Genomic DNA, 24871 nt, shown 5'->3' on the forward strand with positions numbered 1-24871 from the left:
CTCTCCCCTCAGACGGCGTCGATCGTGCGATAGGCGGCGATCAGCCGCTCCTCGCCCGCGCGCCCTTTGACTGAATTGCCATGTTCCATGCCGATCGTTCCGGCATATTTCCGCTCGCGCAGCCAGCGGACGATGTTCGTGAAGTTGATTTCGCCGGTGCCCGGCTCGTTGCGGCCGGGATTGTCGCCGAACTGGATATAGCCGATCTCGCTCCAGCAGGTGTCGAGCACGGGGATCAGGTTCCCGGACTGGATCTGCTCGTGATACAGGTCGGCTAGGATCTTCACCCCCGGGCTGTTCGCGCCGCGCGCCACCGCATAGCCCTGCGCGATGCCCTGCATGTAGACGCCGGGATGGTTGGTACGGGTGTTGAGCGGCTCCATCACCAGCGCCATCCCGTGCGGCGCGACGAGATCGCCGGCGCGCCGCATCAGGTCGATCACCCGCGCGGTCTGGATGTCGAGCGGCACCTTGGGATCGAGGAACCCGGTCACCACCGTCATCCGCGTCGCGTTCAGCCTTTTGGCGACGTCGATCGACGCGCGGATGTCCGCCAGGAACGCCTCGCGCTCGGCGCCGTCGTTCGCGCCGAGGATCGGCCGCGACTGGCCCCACTTCGGCATCGAGGCGACGAACACGCCCATCGTCATGCCGCGGCTGGACAGCGCCTTGGCCATCGCCACCTGCTCGTCGACCGGGCGCGCGGCGGCCTCATTGTCCTCCCAGGCGGTGAAGCCCTGGTCGGCGGCGAAGGCGATCTGCTCCAGCCGGTTGCCGCGGCTGGCGAAGCTGCCCTCGTGCGGCGCGAAATGGAGCGAGAAGCGCGCCGCATTCGACTGGCCGCGCGCCGAGGATGCCACCAGGGGCATCGCCGTCGCGCCTACCAATACGGTGCGGCGCGTCAGGCTCATTTGCCGCTCATCGCCTTCAGATAGGCGATGATCTGCTGGCGCTTGGCGGGATCGGCCATGCCGATCGGCATGCGGGTGCCCGGCACCTTCTTCATCGGCGCCGCGATGAACTGGTCGAGAGTCGCCGGATCCCAGGTCAGCTTGGAATTCTTGAGCGCAGTCGAATAGTTGAAGCCGGGCGCCGAGGCCGCAGGACGGCCGACCACGCCGTTTAGGTTGGGACCGACACCGTTCCTGCCGCCCTTTTCCACGGTGTGGCACGCCTTGCATGCGGCAAAAGCGGGCGGGGCGGCGGTCTGCGCCCAGGCAGGCGCGCTCGCCGTCAACGCCGCGGTTGCGGCAAGGCCAATCCAGAACTTCATCTACGCTCTCCGGTTACAATCTCGGTCCATTTGGTGTCGGCCTTTGCATTGGCGATCATCGCCTCGACAAAAGCCATCGTCCGCAACCCGTCCGCGACGCCCGGCACTTGCGCCGAATCACCGCGAAGCAGCCTCGCGAACCCACGATAAAGGTTTGCAAACGCTTCGATATACCCTTCCGGATGTCCAGCAGGTGTACGAAGCAACGGCGTCGTGCTGTCGCCCAGTCCGGGCCCGCCGGCGCGGAGGATTTCCGCAGGGCGATCGAGCCAGCGCAGGGTGAGCGTGTTCGGCTCCATCTGCGCCCATTCCAGCCCGCCGCGCTCGCCATGGATGCGCAGGCGCAGGCCGTTTTCCTCGCCGGCGGCAACCTGCGTCGCCTTGAGCGTGCCGCGCGCACCGCCTTCGAAGCGGAGCAGCGCGCTGACATCGTCGTCCAGTCGCCGGCCGGGGAGGTGTGTCGCGAGTTCGGCGGACAGGGTCTCGACGCGGAGCCCGGATACCAGCTCGGCGAGGTGGAAGGCATGCGTGCCGATGTCGCCGAGGCAGCCGCCGAGGCCGGCGCGGGCCGGATCGGTGCGCCACTCGGCCTGTTTGTTGCCTTGGGCGTCGAGCGAACCGCTCAGCCAGCCCTGGATATATTCCACCTGTACCAGCCGGATCGCGCCGAAATCGCCGCGGGCGACACGGGCACGCGCCTCCTCGACCAGCGGGTAGCCGCTATAGGTGAAGGCGAGGGCGAACTGCTTGCCGCTCGCCTGCGCTGCGGCGGCGATGGCGCGGGCCTCGCCGCCGTTCATCGCCATCGGCTTTTCGCAGAACACGTGGAAGCCGGCGGTCAGCGCGGCGATGGCGACGGGTGCGTGGAGGTGGTTCGGCGTGACGATCGCCACCGCGTCGATGCGCTCGCCCGCCGGCAGCGCCGCTTCGCCCGCGAGCAGCGCCTCATAGGTCGCATAGACGCGTGCCGGATCGAGCCCGAGCAGGTCGCCGGTGCGCGTGTTCTTGCCGGCATCGGTGCTGAACGCGCCGGCGGCCAGCCGCCACTCGCCGTCCAGCGCCGCGGCCATGCGGTGGACGGCGCCGATGAACGCGCCTTCGCCGCCGCCGACCATGCCGAGTTTCAGCGGATGTCGGATCATGCGTCGCGGTTTCCCAACCCCAGCAGATTGCGGATCGCACCCTTGTCGACGCCGCTCGAGGCAAAGTCGTCGAACGCGCGCTCGGTGACGCGGATGATGTGGTCGCGGATGAACGGCGCGCCTTCGCGAGCGCCGTCCTCGCTGTTCTTCAGCGCGCATTCCCACTCGATCACGGCCCAGCCGCGATAACCGTACTGGGCGAGCTTGCTGAAGATGCCGATGAAATCGACCTGGCCGTCTCCGGTCGAGCGGAAGCGGCCGGCGCGGTTCACCCAGCTCTCGTATCCGCCATAGACGCCGCTGCGCCCGGTGGGGTTGAACTCGGCATCCTTCACATGGAAGCACGAAATCCGATCGTGATAGCGATCGATGAAGTCGAGATAGTCGAGCTGCTGCAGCACATAATGCGACGGATCGAACAGGATGCGCGCGCGGGGGTGATGGTTCACTGCTTCGAGGAAGCGCTCCCACGTCGCGCCGTCATGAATGTCCTCGCCGGGGTGGATCTCATAGGCGCAGTCGACGCCCGCTTCCTCGAACACGTTGAGGATCGGCAGCCAGCGGCGGGCGAGCTCGGCGAAGGCCTCCTCGACCAGGCCCGCGGGGCGCTGCGGCCAGGGATAGACATAGGGCCAGGCGAGGGCGCCCGAAAAGGTGGCATGCGCCTTCAGGCCCAGCCGGCCGCTGGCGCGGGCGGCGAGCTTGACCTGCTCCACCGCCCAGGCCTGGCGCTCGGCGGGCTTGCCGTGCAACTCGGCGGGCGCGAAGCCGTCGAACAGGGTGTCGTACGCCGGGTGCACCGCGACCAGCTGGCCCTGCAGGTGCGTCGAAAGCTCGGTCGGCTGGATGCCGAACTTGTCGAGCCGGGCGCGGAGGTCGTCGCAATAGGCCTGACTTTCGGCGGCCTGTTTCAGATCGATCAGCCGCGGGTCGCACGGGATCTGCACCCCGACATAGCCGAGGCTAGCAGCCCATTCGGCCATGTGGTCGAGCGTGTCGAACGGCGCGGTGTCGCCGAGAAACTGGGCGAGGAAGATGCCCGGACCCTGCATCGCGGTCATGCCTGCACCTCGTTACGGTTGTTCTTGAAGGTGAACTGGAAGAGCAGCGCGATCACGGCGGCGGCGATCGCCGGATACCACCAGAGATGGTGCCAGTCAGCGACGGTCGCGTTGGCCGGCAGCTGGGCATAGAGCAGGCCGCCGATCTGCGAGCCGAGCAGCATGCCCACGCCGTAGGTGAACAGCGTCAGCATGCCCTGCGCCTGGGCGTTGACGCCCTTCGGCGTGGCGATGGTGCCGGTGTAGATCGCGCCGGCAACGAAGAAGAAGTCGTAGCACACGCCGTGCAGCGCGACGCCGAGATAGATCGCCCAGATGCCCGCGCCGCCGTCGCCTATCGCGAACAGCGCATAGCGCAGCGCCCAGGCGATCATGCCGACGAGCAGCAGCGGCTTCACCCCGAAGCGGCGATAAAGGAACGGCATCGAGAACATGAAGACCAGTTCGGACATCTGCCCGATCGCCAGCGTGCCGCCGACATTCTCGATCCCCGCCGCGCCCACGTACGGCGAGGCATAGGCATAGTACATCGCCAGGGGGATCGAGATGAGCGTGGCGCAGAGAATGAAGATCAGGAACGAGCGGTTGCGCATCAGCCCGAAGGCTTCGGTGCAGAATACCTCGGCGACCAGGCTCTTGCCCTGCGGCGCATCGGGCTGAACATTGGGCAGGGTGATGCTGTACAGGCCGAGCGCGAGCGAGACGACGCCCGCCACCTGGAAGATCTGCGGACTGGCGGAGAGGCCTGCCCAGCCGATGATCAGCCCTGCGACGATCCAGCCGAGCGTCCCGAAGGCGCGGACAAAGGGAAAGCGGTCGACGCGCTCGCCGAAGCTCTTGAGCGCGATGGTGTTCGCAAGGCCCACCGTCGGCATGTAGAGGATCATGTAGCCGAGCAGCAGCCAGACGAAGCTGGCGCCGTGCTCGGGGGTGAGCAGCGTCGGCAGGATGAAGAGCAGCACGCCGCCGACGAGGTGGAGCACCACCATCAGCATCTTGGGGCTGAGGAACCGCGCCGCGGCCATGCCGAGCAGGAACGAACCGACGATCGAGGCGATCGGGCCGACCGAAAAAGCGTTGGCGATCAGGCTGCCCACGCCGACGGTCTGCATCACCAGGCCCAGTGTGACGTTCCACGCGCCCCAGACGAAGAACTGCATGAACATCAAGGCGCTGAGCCGCCCCGTGAGCAATCCCGATACGGGCTGCGTGCTGTTCATGGTGATCCCTCCAGCAGCGACCATGCGCTTCCTCTCCCCCGTACGGCTTTGCCGCTCTTCGACCAGTGCGGCTTTGCCGCTGTTCGACTCGCAGCCTATGCAGAGCCGGATACGATGTAAAGGATTACATTGGCGGGGCTCGACACGGCTCGCCGCACGCTACAAAGATATCTGCATGGCTACGATTATCGAGGTCGCCGCGGCCGCAGGCGTTTCCACCGCCACGGTGTCGCGCGTGCTCAGCCAGCCGGGGCGGGTGGCGGAAGCGACGCGGGCGCGGGTGATGGAGGTGGTCGAGGCGCTCGACTATCGGCCCAATGTCGCGGCGCGGACGCTGCGCACGCTGCGCGCCGCCAAGATCCTGCTGACCGTGCCGGACATCTCCAACCCCTTCTTCGCCAGCGTCATCCGCGGCGCCGAGGAAGCGGCGCGCGATGCGGGCTATGCGGTGGTGCTGGGCGACACCCGGCACGATCCCGAGGTGGAGGACCAATATGCCGAGATGCTGTCGCGGCGCGAGGTCGACGGGCTGGTGTTCCTCGGCCACCGGCTGCCGGCAAGCCTGGAGGCGCTGGTCGCGCGGGAGGGCGCGTCGGCGCCGATCGTCAACGGGTGCGAATACAGCCCCGAGCTTGGCGTGCCGAGCGTGCATATCGACAATGCCGCCGGCAGCGCCGACGCGATCGAGCATCTCGTCGAATTCGGCCACCGCGACATCGGCATCATCACCGGGCCACCGATCAGCCCGATCAGCCGCGACCGCCTGGCCGGCGTGCTGCGCGCGGCCGATCGCCACGGCCTCAGGGACCGGCTGCACCTGCGCGAGGGGGATTACGGCGCCGACTCCGCCCACCGCGCCGCCTGCGCGCTGATCGCGGAAGGCGTGACCGCGTTGTTCTGCTTCAGCGACGAGATGGCGCTCGGCGCGATCAGCGCGGTGAGTGCCGCCGGCCTGTCCTGCCCGGGCGACGTCTCGGTGATCGGCTTCGACGACCTGCCGCTGGCGCGCTTCTTCCATCCGGCGCTCACCACCATCGCCCAGCCCAAGGGCATGATCGGGCAGCGCGCGGTGGAACTGCTGGTCGGCATCCTGCGCGGCAGCGAGCCGGTCGAGCGGCAGCTGACGCTCGCCCATGAGCTGATTCGCCGCGCCAGCACGGGCCCCGCGCCGACCCCCCGGTGACACGCGGCACCTGCGTGCTATGCTGCAGGAAAGGCGATCGAAAGCATCGCCTGCCGGGAGAGACACGATGCCGATGTTCCGCAAGCTTGCCGCGCTCGGGCTGATCGCCGCCACGATGATCGGCGCTGCGCCGCCGGACGCGGTCCGGCCGCCGATCACCGGCATCTCGCACCTCGCCGTCTATGCGACCGACATGGCGGCGAGCGATCATTTCTACCGGGTGGTGCTCGGCGCACGGAAGGGCGCCGACCCGGAAGATCCGGCAGGCGTCCGCTATTATTTCAGCCCGCGCCAGTTCGTCGAGGTGCTGCCCGCGCCCAAGGACCATGGCCCGAGCATGCTCGCCCATGTCGGCTATATCACCGCCGATGCCGCCAAGCTGCGCGCGTGGCTCACCGTGCGCGGCGTGCGCGATCTCACCCCGGTGCAGCGCGGGCAGGGCGGCGACCAATGGTTCGGCGGGCGCGATCCCGAGGGCAACCAGGTCCAGTTCGTCCAACCCGGCAGCGCCGCCACCGCGGCGGAGAAGGGCGCGATCAGCGGCCGGATCATCCATGTCGGCCATGTGGTGCACGACCGCGCCAAGCAGGACGGCTTCTACCGCACGCTGCTCGGCTTCCGCCCCTATTGGTTCGGTGCCTTCCACGCGGACAAGGTCGACTGGGTGTCGCAGCAGCTGCCAGACGGGCGCGACTGGCTGGAATATATGATGGTGGGCGAGGGTTCGGACGTGACGCTCGACAAGGTGGATGCGCGGCAGCTGGGCGTGCTCAACCACCTGTCGCTCGGCGTGGTCAATATGCAGGCGGCGGTGACGACGCTCTACCGCGAGAACCGGCTGAGCTCGCGCCATGACGGCCCGCAAATGGGCCTCGACGGCAAGTGGCAGGCCAATTTCTACGATCCAGACGGCACGCGGGTGGAGCTGATGGAGTTCAAGCCCGCGACCAAGCCGTGCTGCTCGCCCTTCACCGCTGAGAGTCCCGACCCGTAACACGCTTGTCCACGGCTGGGACGGCAAGCCTGTGCAAAACACAACGCATGCGTTACGAATCCAAGGTAGATGGGGGAGGTGCAGGAACAGCGGAACTTACGGGTCCGGGCGGAGCCGCCCGGTGTGCCCTATTTCAACGTCTCGAACGCACCGCCCGAACTGCGCTTCGACGCCTATGCGGAATCGGTCGATCCGATCTTCGATACCCGGCGCGAGGCGGTGTCGGACGCGTTCAGCGTCGGGCTCGACGGGTTCAACGCCGGCCCGGTGCTGATCGGCCGCTCGCGCATGTGGGGCGCGGCGTTCCACTACGACCGCGACATCCGCAAGGTCGCCCAGACCGGGGTCGAGGCGGTGCTGGTCCAGATCATCACCCGCGGCGGCGACGTGCGGCTGCACGACGGCGAGGCGATAGTGACCCGCCCCGGCGACATCTGCGTCGCCGACATGACCCGCCCCTTCGCCACCCGCACCGATGGCTGCGAGAACATCAGCATGGTGGTCCACCACGGCGCGCTGGGGCTCGACGAGCCGCGGCTCGACGGGCTGCACGGGCTGGTGCTCCGCCGCGAGACGCTGGCCGCGCAGCTGCTGGGCGAGCATGCCCGGATGCTGGTCGAGCGGCTGCCGCAGGCGGGCGCGGACGATGCGCTGGCGGTGGCCCGCGCGACGGGGCTGATGATGGGTGGGCTGATCGCGCCCACCCTGCAGGAGAGCGGGCCGCGCGCCTCGGTCGCGGTGGCGGCGCTGTTCCGGATCAAGCGGTTCATCCGCGCCAATCTCGCGCATCCGGAGCTGGGGCCGGACATGGTCGCCCGCGCGATGGGCATGTCGCGCGCCTCGCTCTACCGTGCCTTTGCGCCGCTGGGCAGCATCGGCGACTTCATCCGGCGCCAGCGGCTGGAGCGGGTGCTGAGCGATCTGGGGGACGCGGCGCAGCGCGGCAAGTCGATCGCCGAGATCGCCTATGGCTGGGGCTTCGCCGACTGGTCCACCTTCTCGCGCGCGTTCAAGGCGGCGTTCGGCATCACGCCCAGCGAGGCCCGCACCGGGGCCGGGCTGGTGCTGCAACAGCCCGAGGCCGGCGCCGGCGACGTGCTGTTGCCGCACTGGATCCGCACGATGGAAACGCTCCGCCTTCCGGCCTGAGCCCTGCCGCTTAGCCCTTGGTATAGGTTTGCACCGCAGGCCTATGCGCTGGGGCGCTTCATCCCCTATGCGGCACGAATTGCGAGTCCCGAAGTTCGGGCTTGCACCGCCACGCAACCAAAAGGCCGCTCGGCTCTTTGGTGCGCCGCGAGCTAAAAGGATATGCAATGAAGCGTGGGAATTGGCGTGCGGGGCGGGGGGCCCTGCTCGCGATCATGGCGTTCGGAACGGCGATGCCGGCCTTGGCGCAGCAGGTGGACGTGGGCGCACCGCCGCCACCGGCGGACGAACTGAACAAGCCCAAGCCCGATACGGCGCAGGAAGACGCCGGCGCCGGGCCGCGCGCCGATACCCAGCGCCGCGCGCGCAGCCATATGCTCCACCCGCGCGATCCCTCGCCGTCGTCGCTGGCCGGTGACACCCAGAGTTCGCCGCCGCCGGGGCTGATCGGCGACTGGCAGGACATCCGCACCCGTCTGGGCGAGCGCGGCATCGGCCTGTCGGCGCGCTATGCCTCGGAGACCGCCTACAACTTCACCGGCGGCGACCGCAGCCTGGTGGCCGAGACCGGCCAGTTCGACGTCGGCGCGCTGCTCGATCTGGACAAGCTGCTCGGCTGGGGCGGGGCGGCGCTGCAGGGCACCGTCACCTGGCGCCGCGGCATCGACCTCACCACCACCGCGGGCCTTGGCGCGCTGCAGCAGGTGCAGGAAGTCTATGGACGCGGCCAGACGGTGCGGGTGACGCAGCTGTGGCTCCAGCAGAAGCTGGGCGACAAGGTGGAAGTGAAGCTGGGCCGCACCAATCCGGGCGACGATTTCGCTGTCTTTTCCTGCCACTTCCAGAATCTGAGCTTCTGCGGCGCGCAGCCGGGCAATCTCGTTGGCGATTACTGGTACAATTGGCCGGTCAGCCAATGGGGCGCCAACGTCCATGTCGACGTGGCGCCCGGCGTCTATATCCAGGGCGGCGCCTATGAGGTGAACCCGCGCAACCTCGAGAGCACCTTCTTCATCGGCCATTTCAAGGGCGCGACCGGCGTGCTGCTCCCCGCCGAGATCGGCTGGACGCGCGGCGGCGACGAGGGGAAGGTCGGATCGTACAAGTTCGGCGGCTGGATCTCGACTGCCGATGGCGACGATTTGGTGCTCGACGTCAACCGTCAGCCGCGCGCGGTGACGGGCCTCGCGCCGCTCCAGCATTCGAGCCGCTACGGCGTGTTCGCCAGCGTCCAGCAGCAGCTGACCGGCACCTCGAAGGACGGGCGCTCGCTGACCGGCTTCAGCATGTTCGCCAATGTCACCTTCGCCGATCGCGCGACCTCGTTGACCGACAACCAGGTGTCGGTGGGTCTGTTCTACAAGGGGCTCGCGCCGAGCCTGCCGGGGGACGTGATCGGCCTGGCGGTCGCGCGCACCAATGTGAACGGGCGGATCGACACTGCGGATCGCCTCGCGGGCAAGCCGGCGCGCGATGCCGAATATGCGGCCGAGCTCTACTACAGCGTGTCGCCGACCGAGTGGCTGGTGGTGCAGCCCAACGTGCAGTGGATCCACCAGCCCGGCGGGGTGAAGAACGCCAAGGATGTCGGCGTGCTCGGCCTGAAGTTCGCGCTGACGTTGTAGGGTACATCCAAGCCCCTCCCCTGAAGGGAGGGGCTAGAGAATGAAGTATCACCCCAGCGTCCGCCGCAGGGCGTCGTGCCAGCCGGCGAGCAGCGTGGTCCGGTGTCCGGCCTCCATCGCCGGCTCGAAGCACGCCTGGCGCGACCAGATCGCCGAGAGCTCGTCCACCCCCGACCACAGGCCTACCGCCAGCCCGGCATGGAAGGCGGCGCCGCGCGCGGTGGTCTCCAGATCGTCGGGTCGCTCCACCGCGACGTCGAGAATGTCGGCGAGGAAGCGGCACAGCCAGTCGTTTGCCGCCATGCCGCCGTCGACGCGCAGCATCGCCGGTCGCACCCCGCCATCCTGCACCATCGCCGCGACGAGGTCGTAGGTCTGGTAGGCCACCGCCTCCAGCGCAGCCCGGGCGAGATGCGCCTGGGTGGCGCTGAGCGTCAGCCCGAAGATCGCGCCGCGCGCCTCGGGGTCCCAGTGCGGCGCGCCGAGCCCGACGAAGGCAGGGACCATGTAGACGCCGTGGCTGTCAGACACGCGCGTCGCCATGTCGTTGGTCTGGCGGGCATGGGTGATCACGCCGATGCCGTCGCGCAGCCATTTGATCGCAGCACCGGCAACGAAGATCGAGCCTTCCAGCGCATAGGCGGTCCGCCCGTTGATGCGGTAGGCGGGGGTGGTGAGCATCCGATGTTCGGAGGCGACCGCCTTTTCGCCGGTGTTGAGCAGCAGGAAACAGCCGGTGCCGTAGGTCGACTTGGCGGTGCCCGGCGCGAAGCAGCATTGGCCGAACAGCGCCGCCTGCTGGTCCCCCGCCATGCCGGCGATCGGGATCGGCAGGCCGAACCATTCGGGATCGGTCCTCCCATAAATATGGGCATTGTCGTGCACCGCGGGCAGCAGCGCCATCGGAATGCCGAACAGTCGGCAAAGCTCGGCGTCCCACTCGCCGCTGTGGATGTTGAACAGCGAGGTGCGCGACGCATTGGTCACGTCGGTCGCGTGCACCGCGCCCTTGGTCAGCCGCCAGAGCAGGAAGCTGTCGATCGTGCCGAAGGCGAGCTCGCCGCGCTCGGCCCGCGCCCGTGCGCCCGGCACATGGTCGAGGATCCAGCCGAGCTTGGTCGCCGAGAAATAGGGATCGACCAGCAGACCGGTGCGTGCCCGCACCTCCGCTTCGACACCTTCGGCCTTGAGCTGCAGGCAGCGATCGGCGGTGCGGCGGTCCTGCCAGACGATCGCGCGGTGGATCGGCGCGCCGGTGGTGCGGTCCCACACCAAGGTCGTCTCGCGCTGGTTGGTGATGCCGATCGCGGCGATGCTCGCCACGCCGACGCCGCTCTTGAGCAGCGCCTCGCGCGCGGTGGTCAGCGCGTCGCGCCAGATCGTCTCGGGGTCATGCTCGACCCAGCCCTGGTCGGGATAATGCTGCTCGAACTCGGTCTGCGCGGTGGCGACGCGGCGGCCCGCCGAATCGAAGATCACGCTGCGCGTCGAGGTGGTGCCCTGATCGATCGCGAGAATGTGATTCCGGTCCACCAAGCCCCTCCTATGTTCGTTCGGACGCTCGTAGATTTTCGTTCGCGCGTCAACGCTTTCGTTTATGTTCGCTTGATGCTATAAACGAAAAATAGCGAACATGAGGCGAAGCATGGCGGCCGCACATTCCGAGGAGCGTTTCGATCTGCTGGTGGTGGGCGGCGGCATCAACGGCGCCGGCATCGCCCGCGATGCGGCGGGCCGCGGCCTGTCCGTGCTGCTCGTCGAGAAGGAGGATCTGGCGAGCCACACCTCCTCGGCCTCGACCAAGCTGATCCATGGCGGGCTGCGCTACCTCGAATATGGCGAGTTCCGGCTGGTGCGCGAGGCGCTGATCGAGCGCGAGCGGCTGTGGGGCATGGCGCCGCACATCATCTGGCCGCTGCGCTTCGTGCTGCCCCAGACCCAGTCGCCGCGCCCGGCCTGGATGGTGCGGCTGGGGCTGTTCCTCTACGACCATCTCGGTGGCCGCAAGAAGCTGCCGGGCACCGACACCATCGACCTCGCCCGCACGCCGTTCGGGCGCGGGCTGAAGACCGCCAAGGGCAAGGCCTTCGTCTATTCGGATTGCTGGGTGGAAGACAGCCGGCTGGTGGTGCTCAACGCGATGGATGCGGCGGAGAAGGGCGCGGACATCCGCACCCGCACCGCGCTGCGCGGGGCGCGACGCGAGGGGCGCGAATGGATCGCGACCATCGCCGACGACGCGGGTGAACGAACGGTGCGCGCCAAGGCGCTGGTCAACGCCGCGGGGCCCTGGGTGGCGGACGTGCTGGGCCGCGTGCCCGACGTGGTCGCCGATCGCGGGCTGCGGCTGGTGAAGGGCAGCCATCTCGTCGTGCCGAGGCTCTATCCCGGCGATCATGCCTTCATGCTGCAGAACCCCGACCGGCGGATCGTGTTCACCGTGCCCTATGAGGGCAAGTACACGCTGATCGGCACCACCGACGAGGTGTGGCAAGGCGCGCCGGGCAAGGCGCAGATCAGCGCCGAGGAAACCCGCTACCTGCTCGATACCGCCGCGCGCTATTTCGACGATCCGCCGTCCGAGAAGGACGTGGTGTGGAGCTATGCCGGCATTCGCCCGCTCTATGACGACAAAGCGGGCAATGCCTCGGCAGTGACGCGCGACTATGTCCTCGACCTCGACGGCGACGACGATCGCGCGCCGATGCTGAGCATCTTCGGCGGCAAGATCACCACCTATCGCAAGCTCGCCGAGCACGCGATGGCCGAGCTGGCGCGCTTCTTCCCGCAGGCGCCGGGTGCCTGGACCGCGGGTGCGGTGCTCCCTGGCGGCGACCTGCCCGAGGGCGATTTCGATCGCTTCGTCGCCAGCCTGCAATATGCGCGGCCGGGCATGCCCGCCGCGCTGCTGCGGCGGCTCGCCCGCGCCTATGGCACGCGGGTCCACGCGCTGCTCGGTGATGCGATGACTCCGTTCGATCTGGGCGCCGATCTCGGCGGCGGGCTGACGCTGCGCGAAGTCGACTATCTGCGCGTCAACGAATGGGCGGTGACCCCGGAGGATATCCTCTATCGCCGCAGCAAGCTGGGACTGCACGTACCCGAGGGTACCGAAGCGCGCCTCGCGGAGTATCTCGCGGGCGAGCCCCGGCGGATGGCGCGCTCGGCCTGATGGCCGAGGACCTGCCCGATCTGGTCGCGGGGCGCCACGCGCGGATCCTCGAACTCGCCCGCCGCACCGGCAGCGTGAGCGTCGAGGCGCTGGCGACGGCGCTGGGGGTGACGCCGCAGACGATCCGCCGCGATCTCAACCAGCTCGCCAAGCAGGCGATGCTGTCGCGCGTCCATGGCGGCGCGGTGGTGACCTCGGGGGTCGACAATCTCGATCGCGAGGCGCGGCGCCAGGTCGCGGCCGAAGCCAAGGCCGCGATCGGCACGGCGGCGGCGGCGCTGGTGCCCGACGGCGCCAGCCTGTTCATCAATATTGGCACCACCACCGAGGCGATCGCCCGCGCGCTGGTGCAGCACCGAAACCTGCTGGTGGTGACCAACAATCTCAACGTCGCCGATATTCTCGGCGGGGTGCCGACGATCGAGGTGGTGGTGGTCGGCGGCCGGGTGCGCGCCAGCGACCGCGCGGTGGTGGGCGCGCTGGCGATGGATTTCCTGCGCGGCTTCAAGCTCGATTATGCACTGATCGGCGCCTCGGCGATCGACGAGGAGGGCACGCTGCTCGATTTCGACATGGACGAGGTGCGCGTCTCGCAGACGATCATCGAGCAGGCGCGCACCGTGATCCTCGCAACCGACCAGACCAAGTTCGGCAGGCCAGCCCCGGTGCGGATCGCCGAGATCGGAGTCGTTGATCATTTGGTCACCGATCGCCTCCTACATCCCGGTATCGCTGCCGCCTGCGCTGCGGGGCAAGTGAAGGTTACACAGACGGACACTTGATTGGTCAGGCCAATCCGTGCAGGATTGCCGAAACCGAAGAACAGAATGGCCGGGGGGCCGTTCAGAGAGGGCAGTGAAAGGTTTATGCGGCGTATTGCCCATCTTCGCTGGTGGATCGTCGGGCTTATCTGCGCCGGCACCATTGCCAATTATCTCGCACGCAACTCGCTGGGCGTACTCGCGCCCGAGCTGAAGACCGTGATGCACATGACCACCGAGCAGTACAGCTATGTGGTCGGCGGCTTCCAGCTCGCCTATACGGTGATGCAGCCGATCGCGGGCATGATCGTCGATCGGGTCGGGCTGCGCGCCGGCTTCGCGCTGTTCGGCGCGGCGTGGTCGGTCGCCAACATGCTGCATGCGCTCGCGGCGGGATGGCTGGGGCTGATGTTCTTCCGCGGGCTGCTCGGCATGTTCGAATCCGCGGCCATCCCGTCGGGCATCAAGGCGATCGCCGAATGGTTTCCGGCCCGCGAGCGATCGGTGGCGGTGGGCTGGTTCAATGCCGGTACGTCGCTCGGCGCGCTGCTGGCGCCGCCCGTCGTTGCGGTCGTGATGATCTATACCGACTGGCGGATGGCCTTTGTGGTGACCGGGGCGGTGGGGCTGCTCTGGTCCGTCGCCTGGTGGATCTTCTATCGCAGCCCCGGCAGCCATCCGAAGATCACCGAGAAGGAACGCGCACTGATTGCCGAGGGGCGCCCCAAGCCGCTCGCCCGCCGCGCCTCGGCGCGCGAGATCCTGGGCACCGCGCGCTTCTGGATCATCGCGGTGCCGCGCTTCCTCGCCGAGCCGGCCTGGCAGACCTTCAGCTTCTGGATCCCGCTCTACCTCGCCACCGAGCGGGGCATGGACCTCAAGCAGATCGCGCTGTTCGCCTGGCTGCCCTTCCTCGCCGCCGATCTGGGCGGGGTGCTGGGCGGCTATCTCTCGCCCTTCCTGGTGCAGCGCTTCCGCCTGCCGCTGATCGCCTCGCGTGTGGCGGGTGTCGCGCTGGCGGCGGTGCTGATGATCGCGCCGGGCTGCATCGGGCTGGTGTCGAGCCCCTATAGCGCGATCGCGCTGTTCTGCATCGGCGGCTTCGCGCACCAGATGATCTCGGTGCTGATCAACACGCTTTCCGCCGACGTGTTCACCGCCGAGGAAGTCGGCGCCGCCAACGGCTTTATCGGCCAGGCCGGCTGGGTGGGCGGGCTGCTCTTCTCGCTGCTGATCGGGCAGTTGGCCGATACCGTCGGCTATGCGCCGCTGTTCGGCATGCTTTCCGTCTTCGACATCGTCGGCGCGGTCGTGCTGATCGCCGGCCTGCGCCATCTTCGCCTTCCGGAGCCTGTGAAATGAGACGCGCCACGCTTTCCAATCCCCCGCGGTTCACGGTCGCCGAGGAGGGGCAGGGGCGGATCACGCTGGAATCCGATACCGGCGCCGTCGCGCACCTGTTCGTGCTCGAGCAGGACATGGTGCGGCTGCTGCTGCTCCCCGGGGGCACCGTCACCAGCCCGCCCAGCTGGGCGATCGCGCCGGGGCAGGAGGACATCGCCGAGCCGGGCCGCGACCGGATGGACGTCTCCGGCTTCGCCTGCCCCGACTATCGGCTGTTCCACGATGCCGAGCAGCTGGTGCTGGAAACCGACCGCATCCGCCTCACCGCGCGGCTGCACGGGCTGCACTGCTGCTGGGAACAGCGCGACGGCGACGACTGGATCTTGATGGCGCAGGATCGGCCGACCCATGCCTATGATTTCGGCTGGTGGGACGGCAAGGCGCACCATTATGTCGCGCGCCGTCCGGGCGAGCGCTTCTACGGCCTGGGCGACCGCACCGGTGACGCCAATCGCGCGGGCCGCAGCTTCCGGCTGACCAATCTCGATCCGATGGGCTATGACGCGGAGACGAGCGATCCCCAGTACAAGTCGATCCCGTACGTGCTGGTGGCGGACGAGGCGGGGCGTTGCCACGGCGCCTTCTACGACACGGTGGCCGACGTCGCGTTCGATTTCGGACGCGAGCTCGACAACTACCACGGCTTCTACCGGCACATGGTCGCCGATCATGGCGATGTCGATCTGTGGATGATCGCCGGCCCCGATCCGCTGGCGGTGACCAAGCGCTTCACCTGGCTGACCGGTCGTCCGGCGCTGATGCCGCGCTGGTCGCTCGGCTATTCGGGCTCGACCATGACCTATACCGATGCGCCCGACGCGGCGGCGCAGATGGGCGGGTTCCTGGAGAAGCTGGCCGAGCACGACATCGGCTGCACTTCGTTCCACCTCTCCTCGGGCTACACCTCGATCGGTGAAAAGCGCTACGTGTTCCACTGGAACCGCGACAAGTTCCCCGATCCCAAGGCGTTCGTGAAGAGCTATGCCGACGCCGGCGTCGAGCTGGTGCCGAACATCAAGCCCGCGCTGCTGCGCAGCCACCCGCGCTATGATGAGGTCGCTGCCGCCGGTTATTTCGTCGGCGACGCCGACGGCCAGCCGGTCGAGGCGCAGTTCTGGGACGAAGTCGGCAGCTATATCGACTTCACCAATCCCGACGCCGCCGCCTGGTGGCGCGGGCAGGTGACATCGGCGCTGCTCGACCAGGGCATCCGCTCGACCTGGAACGACAACAACGAATATGAAGTGTGGGACGCACGCGCCCGCTTCGCCGGTTTCGGGACCTCGGTGCCCGCCGCGGCGATGCGGCCGGTGCAGCCGCTGCTGATGATGCGCGCCTCACGCCGCGCGCAGATCGAGGCGCGGCCGGACGAACTCCCCTATGTCGTCACCCGTGCCGGCATGGCCGGGCTGCAGCGCTACGCTCAGACCTGGACCGGCGACAACCGCACCGAGTGGAAGACGCTGCGCTACAATGCGCGAATGGCGATCGGCCTGGCGCTGTCGGGCGTGTCCAACAGCGGGCACGACGTGGGCGGGTTCGCCGGGCCGGCGCCCGACGCCGAGTTGCTGGTCCGCTGGGTGCAGGCGGGCGTGCTGATGCCGCGCTTCAGCATCCATAGCTGGAACGACGATCGGACCGTCAATGAGCCCTGGATGTACCCGGAGGCGCTGCCCGCGATCCGGGCGCTGATGCGGCTGCGTCAGCGGCTGGTGCCGTTCTTCCACGATCTGCTGCACCGCTATCACTCGGACTATATGCCGATGGTGCTGCCGACCTGGGCCGTCTTCCCCCGGGATCCGCACTGCTGGGCGGAAAGCGACGAGCATCTGCTCGGGCCCGACGTGCTCGCCGCGCCGGTGGTGGAGCAGGGCGCGACCGAGCGGCGGCTTTATCTGCCGGCCGGGGCGGAGTGGACGCATGTATGGACCGGCGAGACCTTCGCCGGCGGGGCCTGGGTGACGGTCGCCGCGCCGCTGGACGGGCCGCCGCCGCTGTTCGCGCGGGCCGGTTCGGTGATGCTGGTCGACCTGGCGGAGGGCGGCTGGCGGCCGGATGCGCCGCGCCGCGGCCTGTGGCTGTTCCCGCCGCGTGAGGGCGCGTTCCGCTGCGAAGCGATGGAAGATGCGGTCGGCGCCGATGAAGCGGTTGTGCGCTGGCAGATTGAGGGAGAGGCGCGGGCAAATCGGGTTGTGGTTCATGTTACATCGACAGGTATGCAATTGGATAGCACCGATATAACCTTGTTGCTACCAAGTAACGATTCCCGCGAGCTAGTTATCGAGGGTGGCAGCGCTGTCAGTGTGGCGTCGATGCAACAAAACGGGCAAGACGGGAACTAAAAAACGATTGCATACCGTGTTTCCCCGATATTTCTCGGAGTGTCGGGGAACCTATTGTCCGGCTGTCTAAAAAAGAAGTGCGGGTAGAACCCTGCCGGACAAGGGGAGTATTAATGAGAGGTTACCAGGTATCGGTCGCGCATGCCGCGCTGGTTGCGGCTTGCATGGCGGGCAGCGCACACGCGCAGACCCAGGCCTCGGCCGTCGACACGTCCGCCGCGGCCACGGTCGCCGCAGGCGCCGCCGCCGCGCAGTCCGCTGGCAAGATGGCGCAGGACGATGGTGAGATCGTCGTCACTACGACCGCGCAGAAGCGCTTCGAGAATATCCAGAACGTGCCGCTGCCGGTCCAGGTTCTGACGGCGGAGCAGCTCGAGGCGCAGGGCGTCCGCAACTTCCAGGATCTGACCAAGGTTGCGCCCTCCCTCGTCATTCGCCCTGCGGAGCATCCCGTCAACGCCAATGTGTCGTTGCGTGGCGTCGGTACCTTCGCCTTTGGCATCGGCGTCGAGTCCAGCGTCGCCGTGACGGTCGACGGCGTCCCGCTGGCCTTCCAGGCGCGTGCTTTCACCGACTTGCCTGACGTCGCGCAGATCGAAGTACTGCGCGGACCGCAAAGCACGCTGTACGGCAAGGCCGCCTCGGCCGGCCTGATCAAGATCATGACGGTCCAGCCGACCAAGGATTTTCATCTCAAGGCGAATACGACCGTTACCACCGACGACGAATATGGCGCCAACTTCAGCGCCACGGGCCCGATCAACGAGGATCTGGGCTATGTCGTCTCGGCAAGCTATTCCAATTGGGGCGGCAATGTCCGCAACGTGTATAATGGCAAGGACGTCAATGGCCGCGAGACGCTGAATGCCCGCGGCAAGCTCAACTGGGAGGCATCTTCCGACGTCAAGTTCCGGCTGAGCGCCAACTATCTCAACGGCAACACCACGGTGGGCCGCCCCTTCATCGCGCTCGCCGATGGCGCGCTCCTGCGCAACACCGCCGGCCAGACCGCAGCGGTGACCATGCCGGGCGTCACGCCGGGGCCGCTCAATCAGCAGGTCAGCAACGACTATCCTTCGCGCACCAAATATTGGGGCTGGGGCTCGATGCTCCGCACGGACATCAAACTCGGCAAGCTCAGCGTGCTGGGCCTGACCTCGTACGACAAATTCCGTCTCGACGACTATCTTGACCATGATGATACCGCGTCGCCGACGATCAAGAATCTACAGATCGGCGCGTTCAAGTCCCGGCTGTTCACGCAGGAAGTACGCCTGCTTTCGCCCGACGACGAGGCGTTCCGCTATGCCCTCGGCGTATATTATGCCGACGTTGCGTTCCAGCGTCCGTTCCTCCGCGGTCCGGCCTTCTCTCCGGCTGACTGGTACGCCACGTCGGGCTCCCGCCAGGTTGCCGCATTCGGCCAGATCGACTGGGAGTTCATCAGGCATCTCACCGCCACCGTCGGCGGTCGTGCGCAGAACGAGCGCGTCAAATATACCTTCCGCGACAATATCGCGAAGGGCAGCTGGGCGGGCCACGCCAGCGACAACGCCACCACCTACCGGCTGGGCCTGAGCTATCAGGCGACGCCGGACATCATGGTGTTCGGCAACTATGCCACCGGCTACAAGGGCCAGACCTACGATCTGACCACCGGCTTCAACACCGCGCGCGCCAATCTCGGCCCGATCCGTCCCGAGACCTCGAAGGACAAGGAAATCGGCATCCGCACCCAGTTCTTCAATCGCCGGATGACGTTCAACGTCACCTATTTCGACACGAACTACACGGATCTGCAGGCGCAGACGATCGAGACGATCAACGGAACCTCCAACTTCCGCCTCACCAATGTGGGTGGCCTGAACACCAAGGGCCTGGAGTTCGAGACGGCTGCCCGCGTGACGCGGGACCTGACGCTGAGCGGTTCTGCAACCTATCTCGATGCGACGTACACGTCCTTCCCGGCGGCGCCCTGTTTCCCGACCCAGACCGTTGCACAAGGCTGTATCCAGGGGCCGCCGAACTATCAGAACCTCACCGGTACCCGAGCGGTACAGGCTCCCGAGTGGAAGGGGTCGGCCAATATCGACTACGCCCCTGCCATCACGGACAAGCTGAACGGCGTGGTCCAGGCCAGCTGGCAGTACACCTCCAGCCTCTATTACGTCTCGCGGGATCCGCAGACGTTCCAGCCCGCGTTCAGCATCTTCAACCTGAACCTGGGCGTGCGCGATCACAAGCGCCGCTGGGAGGGGGTGCTCTTCGTTAACAACCTGTTCGACAAGCAATATTATCCGTCTTTGATCAACTCCGACGGCAATTTCGGCAATAAGTTGGCGACCCAGGCCGTGCTGCCGCGAGACTTCCGTCGCTATGCCGGTGTTCGCTTCGGTCTGAACTACTGAACGACCGCGCTGATCGGGCAGAGCTGAAAGGCGGAAGCAATGCTTCCGCCTTTCTTTTTTGTGCTGATGCAAACGTTTGCTGTTCTGTTGCTTTGGTGTCACGCTGCTCTCGCTATCGTGGCAGAGGCCGCTCATAATTCTCAACCAAATTTGGGAATTGCCTCGCTGGTCCTACAATTGTCAGGACAGGGCGACCGGTGGCCAGAGAGTATACCGGCGTGGGGAGAGGAGGGATGAGGTTCACCTTCCAAGGGGCATGATAGATGAGGGGTTACCAGTTTCCGCTGTGCACGCTTGCGCTCGCCGCATCGTTCATCGGCAGCGCGGCGCATGCGCATGCGCATGCGGGGGAAGAGCATCGTGATCCGGCCGCAGCGCCCGCGCCGGCCCAGGCCACGACGGCGGCGAAGGGCGATGGCGAGATCGTCGTCACCACCACCGCGCAGAAGCGCTTCGAGAACATCCAGAACGTGCCGCTCGCGGTGCAGGTGGTCACGCCTGCCCAGCTCGAGGCGCAGGGCGTTCGCCACTTCCAGGATCTCGGCAAGGTCGCGCCCTCGCTAACCGTCCGCACCGCCGAAAACCCGGTCAACGCGAACGTCTCGCTGCGCGGCGTCGGCACCTTCGCGTTCGGCATCGGTGTCGAGTCCTCGGTCGCAGTGACCGTCGACGGCGTGCCGCTCGCCTTCCAGGCGCGCGCCTTCACCGATCTGCCCGACGTGGCGATGATCGAAGTGCTCCGCGGCCCGCAGAGCACGCTGTACGGCAAGGCCGCCTCGGCCGGCCTGATCAAGATCATGACCACCCAGCCGACCAACGATTTCCACGTCAAGGCGAACCTGCTCGCCACCGACGACAAGGAATATGGCGGCAATTTCAGTGTCACCGGCCCGATCAACGAGACGCTCGGCTATGTCTTCTCGGCCAGCTATTCGAACTGGGGCGGCAACGTCCGCAACGTGTTCGACGGCAAGGACGTCAATGGCCGCGAGACGCTGAGCACCCGCGGCAAGCTGAAGTGGAAGGCGTCGCCGGACGTCGTCTTCACCGCCTCGGCCAACTATATGAACGGCAACACCACGGTGGGCCGTCCGTTCATCCGCATGGCACCGGGCGCGCTGCTGCGCGGCCAGGCCGGCCTCACCGCCGACGTGATCCTGCCGGCCATCAAGATCGATCCGCTCAACCAGAAGGTCGCCAACAACGACCGCGCCGGCACCAAATATTGGGGCTGGGGCACGATGCTCCGCACGGACATCAACATCGGCAAGATGCAGGTGCTGGGCCTGACCTCGTACGACAAGTTCCGCATGGACGATTACATCGACCATGACGACACGGTCGCGCCGGGACCGTTCGGCCGCAACATCCAGGTCGGTGCGTTCAAGTCGCGCCTGTTCACCCAGGAAATCCGCCTGCTGTCGCCGGGCACCGACGCGTTCCGCTACGCCCTCGGCGTCTATTACGCCAATGTCGGCTTCGAGCGCCCGTTCAAGCGCGGCCCGCAATTCTCCCTCGCCGACTGGTTCGCCACTTCGGGCTCGCGCCAGATCGCGGCGTTCGGCCAGATCGACTGGGAATTCGTCAAGAACCTCACCGCCACCGTCGGCGGCCGCGCGCAGAACGAGCGGGTGAAGTACACCTTCCTCGACAAGAATCTGCCGGTGCCCGCCAGCTGGGCCGGCCATGCCAGCGACAACGCCACCACCTATCGCCTGGGCCTGCAATATCAGGCGACGCGCGACGTGATGCTGTTCGGCAGCTATGCCACCGGCTACAAGGGCCAGACCTACGATCTGACCACCGGCTTCGGACAGGCGCGCGCAGATGCAGGCCCGATCCGTCCGGAAACGTCGAAGGACAAGGAATTCGGTGTCCGCACGCAGTTCTTCGGGCGGCGGATGACCTTCAACGTCACCTATTTCGACACCAACTACAAGGATCTGCAGGCGCAGTCGATCGAGACGATCAACGGCACCAGCAACTATCGCCTGACCAATGTCGGCGGGCTCAACACCAAGGGCCTGGAGTTCGAGAGCGCGGCGCGCTTCACCCATGATCTGACGATCAGCGGTGCGGCGACCTATCTCGACGCGACCTACACCTCGTTCCCGGTGGCGCAATGCTATCCGCTGCAGGGCGCGGCACAGGGCTGTGTCCAGGCGAAGCCGGCCTATCAGAACCTGACCGACACCCGCGCCATCCAGGCGCCGGAATGGAAGGGCAGCGCCAGCATCGAATATACGCCTGCGCTCACCGAGAAGCTGAACGGCGTGCTCCAGGGCAGCTGGCAGTACCAGTCGAGCATCTACTATGTCGCGCGCGATCCGGAGGCCTTCCAGCCCGCGTTCAGCATCTTCAACCTGAGCGCCGGCGTGCGCGACCACAAGCGCCGCTGGGAAGCGACGCTGTTCGTCAACAACCTGTTCGACAAGCAATATTACCAGTCGCTGGTGAACACCGCGTCGAACTTCAACACCAGCAGCGTGGCCAATGCGCCGAACACCATCGCCACCCAGGCGGTGCTGCCGCGTGATTTCCGCCGCTATGCGGGCATTCGCTTCGGCCTGAACTACTGATCTATTCGACCAGCGCGTGATCGCCGGGGGAGGGGCGGAAGCGATGCTTCCGCCCCTTTTTCACTGGGCGAACGCGGGCGCACACGTCTCGGACATGGCCGGACCAAAACATTTTCGGCTAATTTTCCGACCTGCTGGCCACACTTATCCTATAATTCTCACAAAATCAGCGTCGGCGCGCGCACGCGTAGCCGGCCGTTCCAGCTTGGGGGAGGCAGAACGATAGCATCACGCAAGGGGTTCAAGTTTCATGAGGGGTTTCCCATTCTCGGCACGCGCCGTCGCGCTCGCCGCCACGTTCCTCGCCGGCAGCGCATACGCTGCGACGCCCGAGGAAGCTGACAAGGGTGCGGGGGCACCCGCCCAGGCCGCGCCGGCCGCCGGCCAGGACGATGGCGAGATCATCGTCACCACCACCGCGCAGAAGCGCTTCGAGAACATCCAGAACGTCCCCCTCGCGGTGCAGGTGGTGACGCCCGCCGATCTCGAGGCGCAGGGCGTCCGCCACTTCCAGGATCTCGGCAAGGTCTCGCCCTCGCTGGTGATCCGCCCCTCGGAAAACCCGGTCAACGCCAACGTCTCGCTGCGCGGCATCGGCACCTTTGCCTATGCGATCGGCGTCGAGTCCTCGGTGGCGGTGACCGTCGACGGCGTGCCGCTCGCCTTCCAGGCGCGTGCCTTCTCCGACCTGCCCGACGTGGCGATGATCGAAGTGCTGCGCGGGCCGCAGAGCACGCTGTACGGCAAGGCGGCCTCGGCCGGCCTGATCAAGATCATGACGGTTCAGCCGACCAAGGACTTCCATGTGAAGGCCAATGTGCTGGCGACCGACGACCGCGAATATGGCGGCAATTTCAGCGTCACCGGGCCGATCAACGACAATCTCGGCTATGTCGTCTCGGCGAGCTATTCGAACTGGGACGGCAACGTCCTCAACGTGTTCAACAACAAGCGCGTCAACGGCCGCGAGACGCTGAACACCCGCGCCAAGCTGAAGTGGAAGGCGACGCCGGACGTGATCTTCACGCTCTCCGGCAACTATGTCGACGGCAAGACCGATTTCGGCCGCCCGTTCATCCGCGTCACCCCGGGGGCGACCTTCCTCAACACTCCGGGCCTGACCACCGACGTGGTGCTGCCGGGGATCACGATCGAGCCGGACAACCAGAAGATCGCCAACAATGATCGCGCCGGCACCAAGTTCGCCGGCGGCGGCGGCATCCTGCGTACCGACATCAACATCGGCAAGATGCAGGTGCTGGGCCTGACGTCGTACGACAAGTTCCACATGAACGACTATATCGACCAGGACGACACCGTCGCCCCGGGCGCGATCGGCCGCAACATCCAGGACGGCCGCTTCCAGTCGCGCCTGTTCACGCAGGAAATCCGCCTGCTCTCGCCGGGCGAGGACGCGTTCCGCTACGCGCTGGGCGTCTACTACGCCGATGCCGGCTTCCAGCGCCGCTTCTATCGCGGCCCGGTGACCTCGCCGCAGAACTGGTTCGCCACCTCGGGCTCGCGCCAGATCGCGGCGTTCGGCCAGATCGACTGGGAGTTCATCCAGCACCTCACCGCCACCGTCGGCGGCCGCGCGCAGAACGAGCGCGTGGAATACACGTTCGACGACCGGCGCCTGGCGACCAGCTATGGCGGCCATGCCAGCGACGACGCCACCACCTACCGCCTCGGCCTCAACTGGCAGGCGACGCGCGAAATCCTCGCGTTCGGCAGCTATGCCACCGGCTACAAGGGCCAGACCTACGATCTGACCAGCAACTTCGACAAGAACCGCGCCGCCGCCGGCCCGATCCGGCCCGAAACCTCGAAGGATTGGGAATTCGGCGTCCGCTCGCAGTTCTTCGGGCGCCGCGTGACGTTCAACGTCACCTATTTCAGCACCGACTATACCGACCTGCAGGCACAGACGATCGAGCAGCTGGCGGACGGGACCTCCAATTTCCGCCTGACCAACGTCGGCAAGATGAACACCAAGGGCCTGGAGTTCGAAGCCGCGGCACGCGTGATGCGTGACCTGACGATCAACGGCGGCCTCACCTATCTCGACGCGACTTATCTCTCGTTCCCGGCGGCGCCGTGCTACACCCAGCAGGGTCCTGCGCAGGGCTGCGTGACGCAGGGCAAGGTCAGCTATCAGGTGCTCACCGGCACGCGGGCGATCCAGGCGCCCGAATGGAAGGGGTCGATGGCGATCGACTATAGCCCGGCGCTGACCGAGAAGCTGAACGGCGTGCTCGTCGGCAGCTGGCAGTATCAGTCGAGCGTCTATTATGCGGCGCGCGATCCGGAGACCTTCCAGCCCGCGTTCAGCATCTTCAACCTGACCGCCGGCGTGCGCGACCACAAGCGCCGCTGGGAAGCGACGCTGTTCGTCAACAACCTGTTCGACAAGCAGTATTTCCCGGCGCTGGTCAACTCGGGCGGCAATTTCGGCAAGCAGATCGCCACCCAGTCGGTCCTGCCGCGCGATTTCCGTCGCTATGCAGGCCTGCGCTTCGGTGTAAATTACTGATGCACACGCGGGAGGGCGGGGGCGA

At 66.9% G+C, this 24871-nt stretch carries 17 protein-coding genes; 11 read left to right on the top strand and 6 right to left on the bottom strand.

Going from position 1 to position 24871, the window contains the following annotated elements; genetic code table 11:
* Positions 1-8 precede the first annotated feature (8 nt).
* The 5 genes from GGR89_RS05660 to GGR89_RS05680 are packed head-to-tail and all read right to left on the bottom strand — an operon-like array spanning position 9 to position 4696.
* Complete coding sequence (locus GGR89_RS05660) at positions 9-911, bottom strand: hydroxypyruvate isomerase family protein (RefSeq protein ID WP_125972636.1); 903 nt, start codon at positions 909-911, stop codon at positions 9-11.
* Complete coding sequence (locus GGR89_RS05665) at positions 908-1273, bottom strand: c-type cytochrome (protein ID WP_125972634.1); 366 nt, start codon at positions 1271-1273, stop codon at positions 908-910. Before GGR89_RS05665 ends, GGR89_RS05660 begins: the two co-directional genes overlap by 4 nt.
* Entirely contained in the window at positions 1270-2415 is a 1146-nt protein-coding gene (locus tag GGR89_RS05670) for a Gfo/Idh/MocA family protein (protein ID WP_125972632.1), read from the bottom strand. The genes GGR89_RS05665 and GGR89_RS05670 overlap by 4 nt, the downstream gene beginning before the upstream one ends.
* A complete protein-coding gene (locus GGR89_RS05675) occupies positions 2412-3476 on the bottom strand; it encodes a sugar phosphate isomerase/epimerase family protein (protein WP_125972630.1) in 1065 nt (354 codons plus the stop codon). The genes GGR89_RS05670 and GGR89_RS05675 overlap by 4 nt, the downstream gene beginning before the upstream one ends.
* The gene (locus GGR89_RS05680) at positions 3473-4696 is read right to left on the bottom strand and encodes an MFS transporter (protein ID WP_125972628.1); all 1224 of its coding nucleotides are present in this window, start codon (positions 4694-4696) and stop codon (positions 3473-3475) included. The genes GGR89_RS05675 and GGR89_RS05680 overlap by 4 nt, the downstream gene beginning before the upstream one ends.
* A 175-nt stretch (positions 4697-4871) precedes the next feature.
* Between GGR89_RS05680 and GGR89_RS05685 the strand changes: the two genes are divergently transcribed.
* The 4 genes from GGR89_RS05685 (at position 4872) to GGR89_RS05700 (ending at position 9647) form a co-directional block, all read left to right on the top strand.
* Positions 4872-5879 carry a LacI family DNA-binding transcriptional regulator gene (locus GGR89_RS05685; RefSeq protein WP_125972626.1) on the top strand — a complete coding sequence of 336 codons (1008 nt, stop codon included), beginning with the start codon at positions 4872-4874 and terminating at the stop codon, positions 5877-5879.
* A gap of 67 nt (positions 5880-5946) precedes the next feature.
* Entirely contained in the window at positions 5947-6873 is a 927-nt protein-coding gene (locus GGR89_RS05690; protein WP_241217801.1) for a VOC family protein, read from the top strand.
* Between the two features lie 123 nt (positions 6874-6996).
* Entirely contained in the window at positions 6997-8022 is a 1026-nt protein-coding gene (locus GGR89_RS05695) for a helix-turn-helix domain-containing protein (protein ID WP_164542612.1), read from the top strand.
* 167 nt (positions 8023-8189) lie between these two features.
* Positions 8190-9647, top strand: coding sequence for a carbohydrate porin (locus GGR89_RS05700; RefSeq protein WP_125972622.1), 1458 nt, complete (start codon positions 8190-8192; stop codon positions 9645-9647).
* A 48-nt stretch (positions 9648-9695) separates the two neighbouring features.
* Here GGR89_RS05700 and glpK read toward each other — a convergent pair whose 3' ends face one another.
* Positions 9696-11180, bottom strand: a complete 1485-nt coding sequence (gene glpK, locus GGR89_RS05705) for a glycerol kinase GlpK (protein WP_125972620.1) — start codon at positions 11178-11180, stop codon at positions 9696-9698.
* A gap of 112 nt (positions 11181-11292) precedes the next feature.
* On the opposite strand from glpK, the gene GGR89_RS05710 reads away from it, so the two are divergent.
* From GGR89_RS05710 to GGR89_RS05740, 7 genes are all read left to right on the top strand, one after another.
* Positions 11293-12819, top strand: coding sequence for a glycerol-3-phosphate dehydrogenase (locus GGR89_RS05710; protein ID WP_125972618.1), 1527 nt, complete (start codon positions 11293-11295; stop codon positions 12817-12819).
* Positions 12819-13601: a DeoR/GlpR family DNA-binding transcription regulator gene (locus GGR89_RS05715; RefSeq protein WP_125972616.1), complete on the top strand. Its 783-nt coding sequence runs from the start codon at positions 12819-12821 to the stop codon at positions 13599-13601. Before GGR89_RS05710 ends, GGR89_RS05715 begins: the two co-directional genes overlap by 1 nt.
* 84 nt (positions 13602-13685) lie before the next feature.
* Positions 13686-14942: an MFS transporter gene (locus GGR89_RS05720; protein ID WP_125972614.1), complete on the top strand. Its 1257-nt coding sequence runs from the start codon at positions 13686-13688 to the stop codon at positions 14940-14942.
* Positions 14939-17326 carry a glycoside hydrolase family 31 protein gene (locus tag GGR89_RS05725; RefSeq protein ID WP_125972612.1) on the top strand — a complete coding sequence of 796 codons (2388 nt, stop codon included), beginning with the start codon at positions 14939-14941 and terminating at the stop codon, positions 17324-17326. Before GGR89_RS05720 ends, GGR89_RS05725 begins: the two co-directional genes overlap by 4 nt.
* A 113-nt stretch (positions 17327-17439) precedes the next feature.
* Complete coding sequence (locus tag GGR89_RS05730; protein ID WP_241217800.1) at positions 17440-19734, top strand: TonB-dependent receptor; 2295 nt, start codon at positions 17440-17442, stop codon at positions 19732-19734.
* A 263-nt stretch (positions 19735-19997) separates the two neighbouring features.
* Positions 19998-22313: a TonB-dependent receptor gene (locus GGR89_RS05735; protein ID WP_125972610.1), complete on the top strand. Its 2316-nt coding sequence runs from the start codon at positions 19998-20000 to the stop codon at positions 22311-22313.
* A gap of 250 nt (positions 22314-22563) precedes the next feature.
* Positions 22564-24846, top strand: coding sequence for a TonB-dependent receptor (locus tag GGR89_RS05740; RefSeq protein WP_125972608.1), 2283 nt, complete (start codon positions 22564-22566; stop codon positions 24844-24846).
* Positions 24847-24871 lie beyond the last annotated feature (25 nt).

The organism is Sphingomonas trueperi (assembly GCF_011927635.1).
In the GTDB taxonomy this organism is placed as follows: Bacteria; Pseudomonadota; Alphaproteobacteria; order Sphingomonadales; family Sphingomonadaceae; genus Sphingomonas; species Sphingomonas trueperi.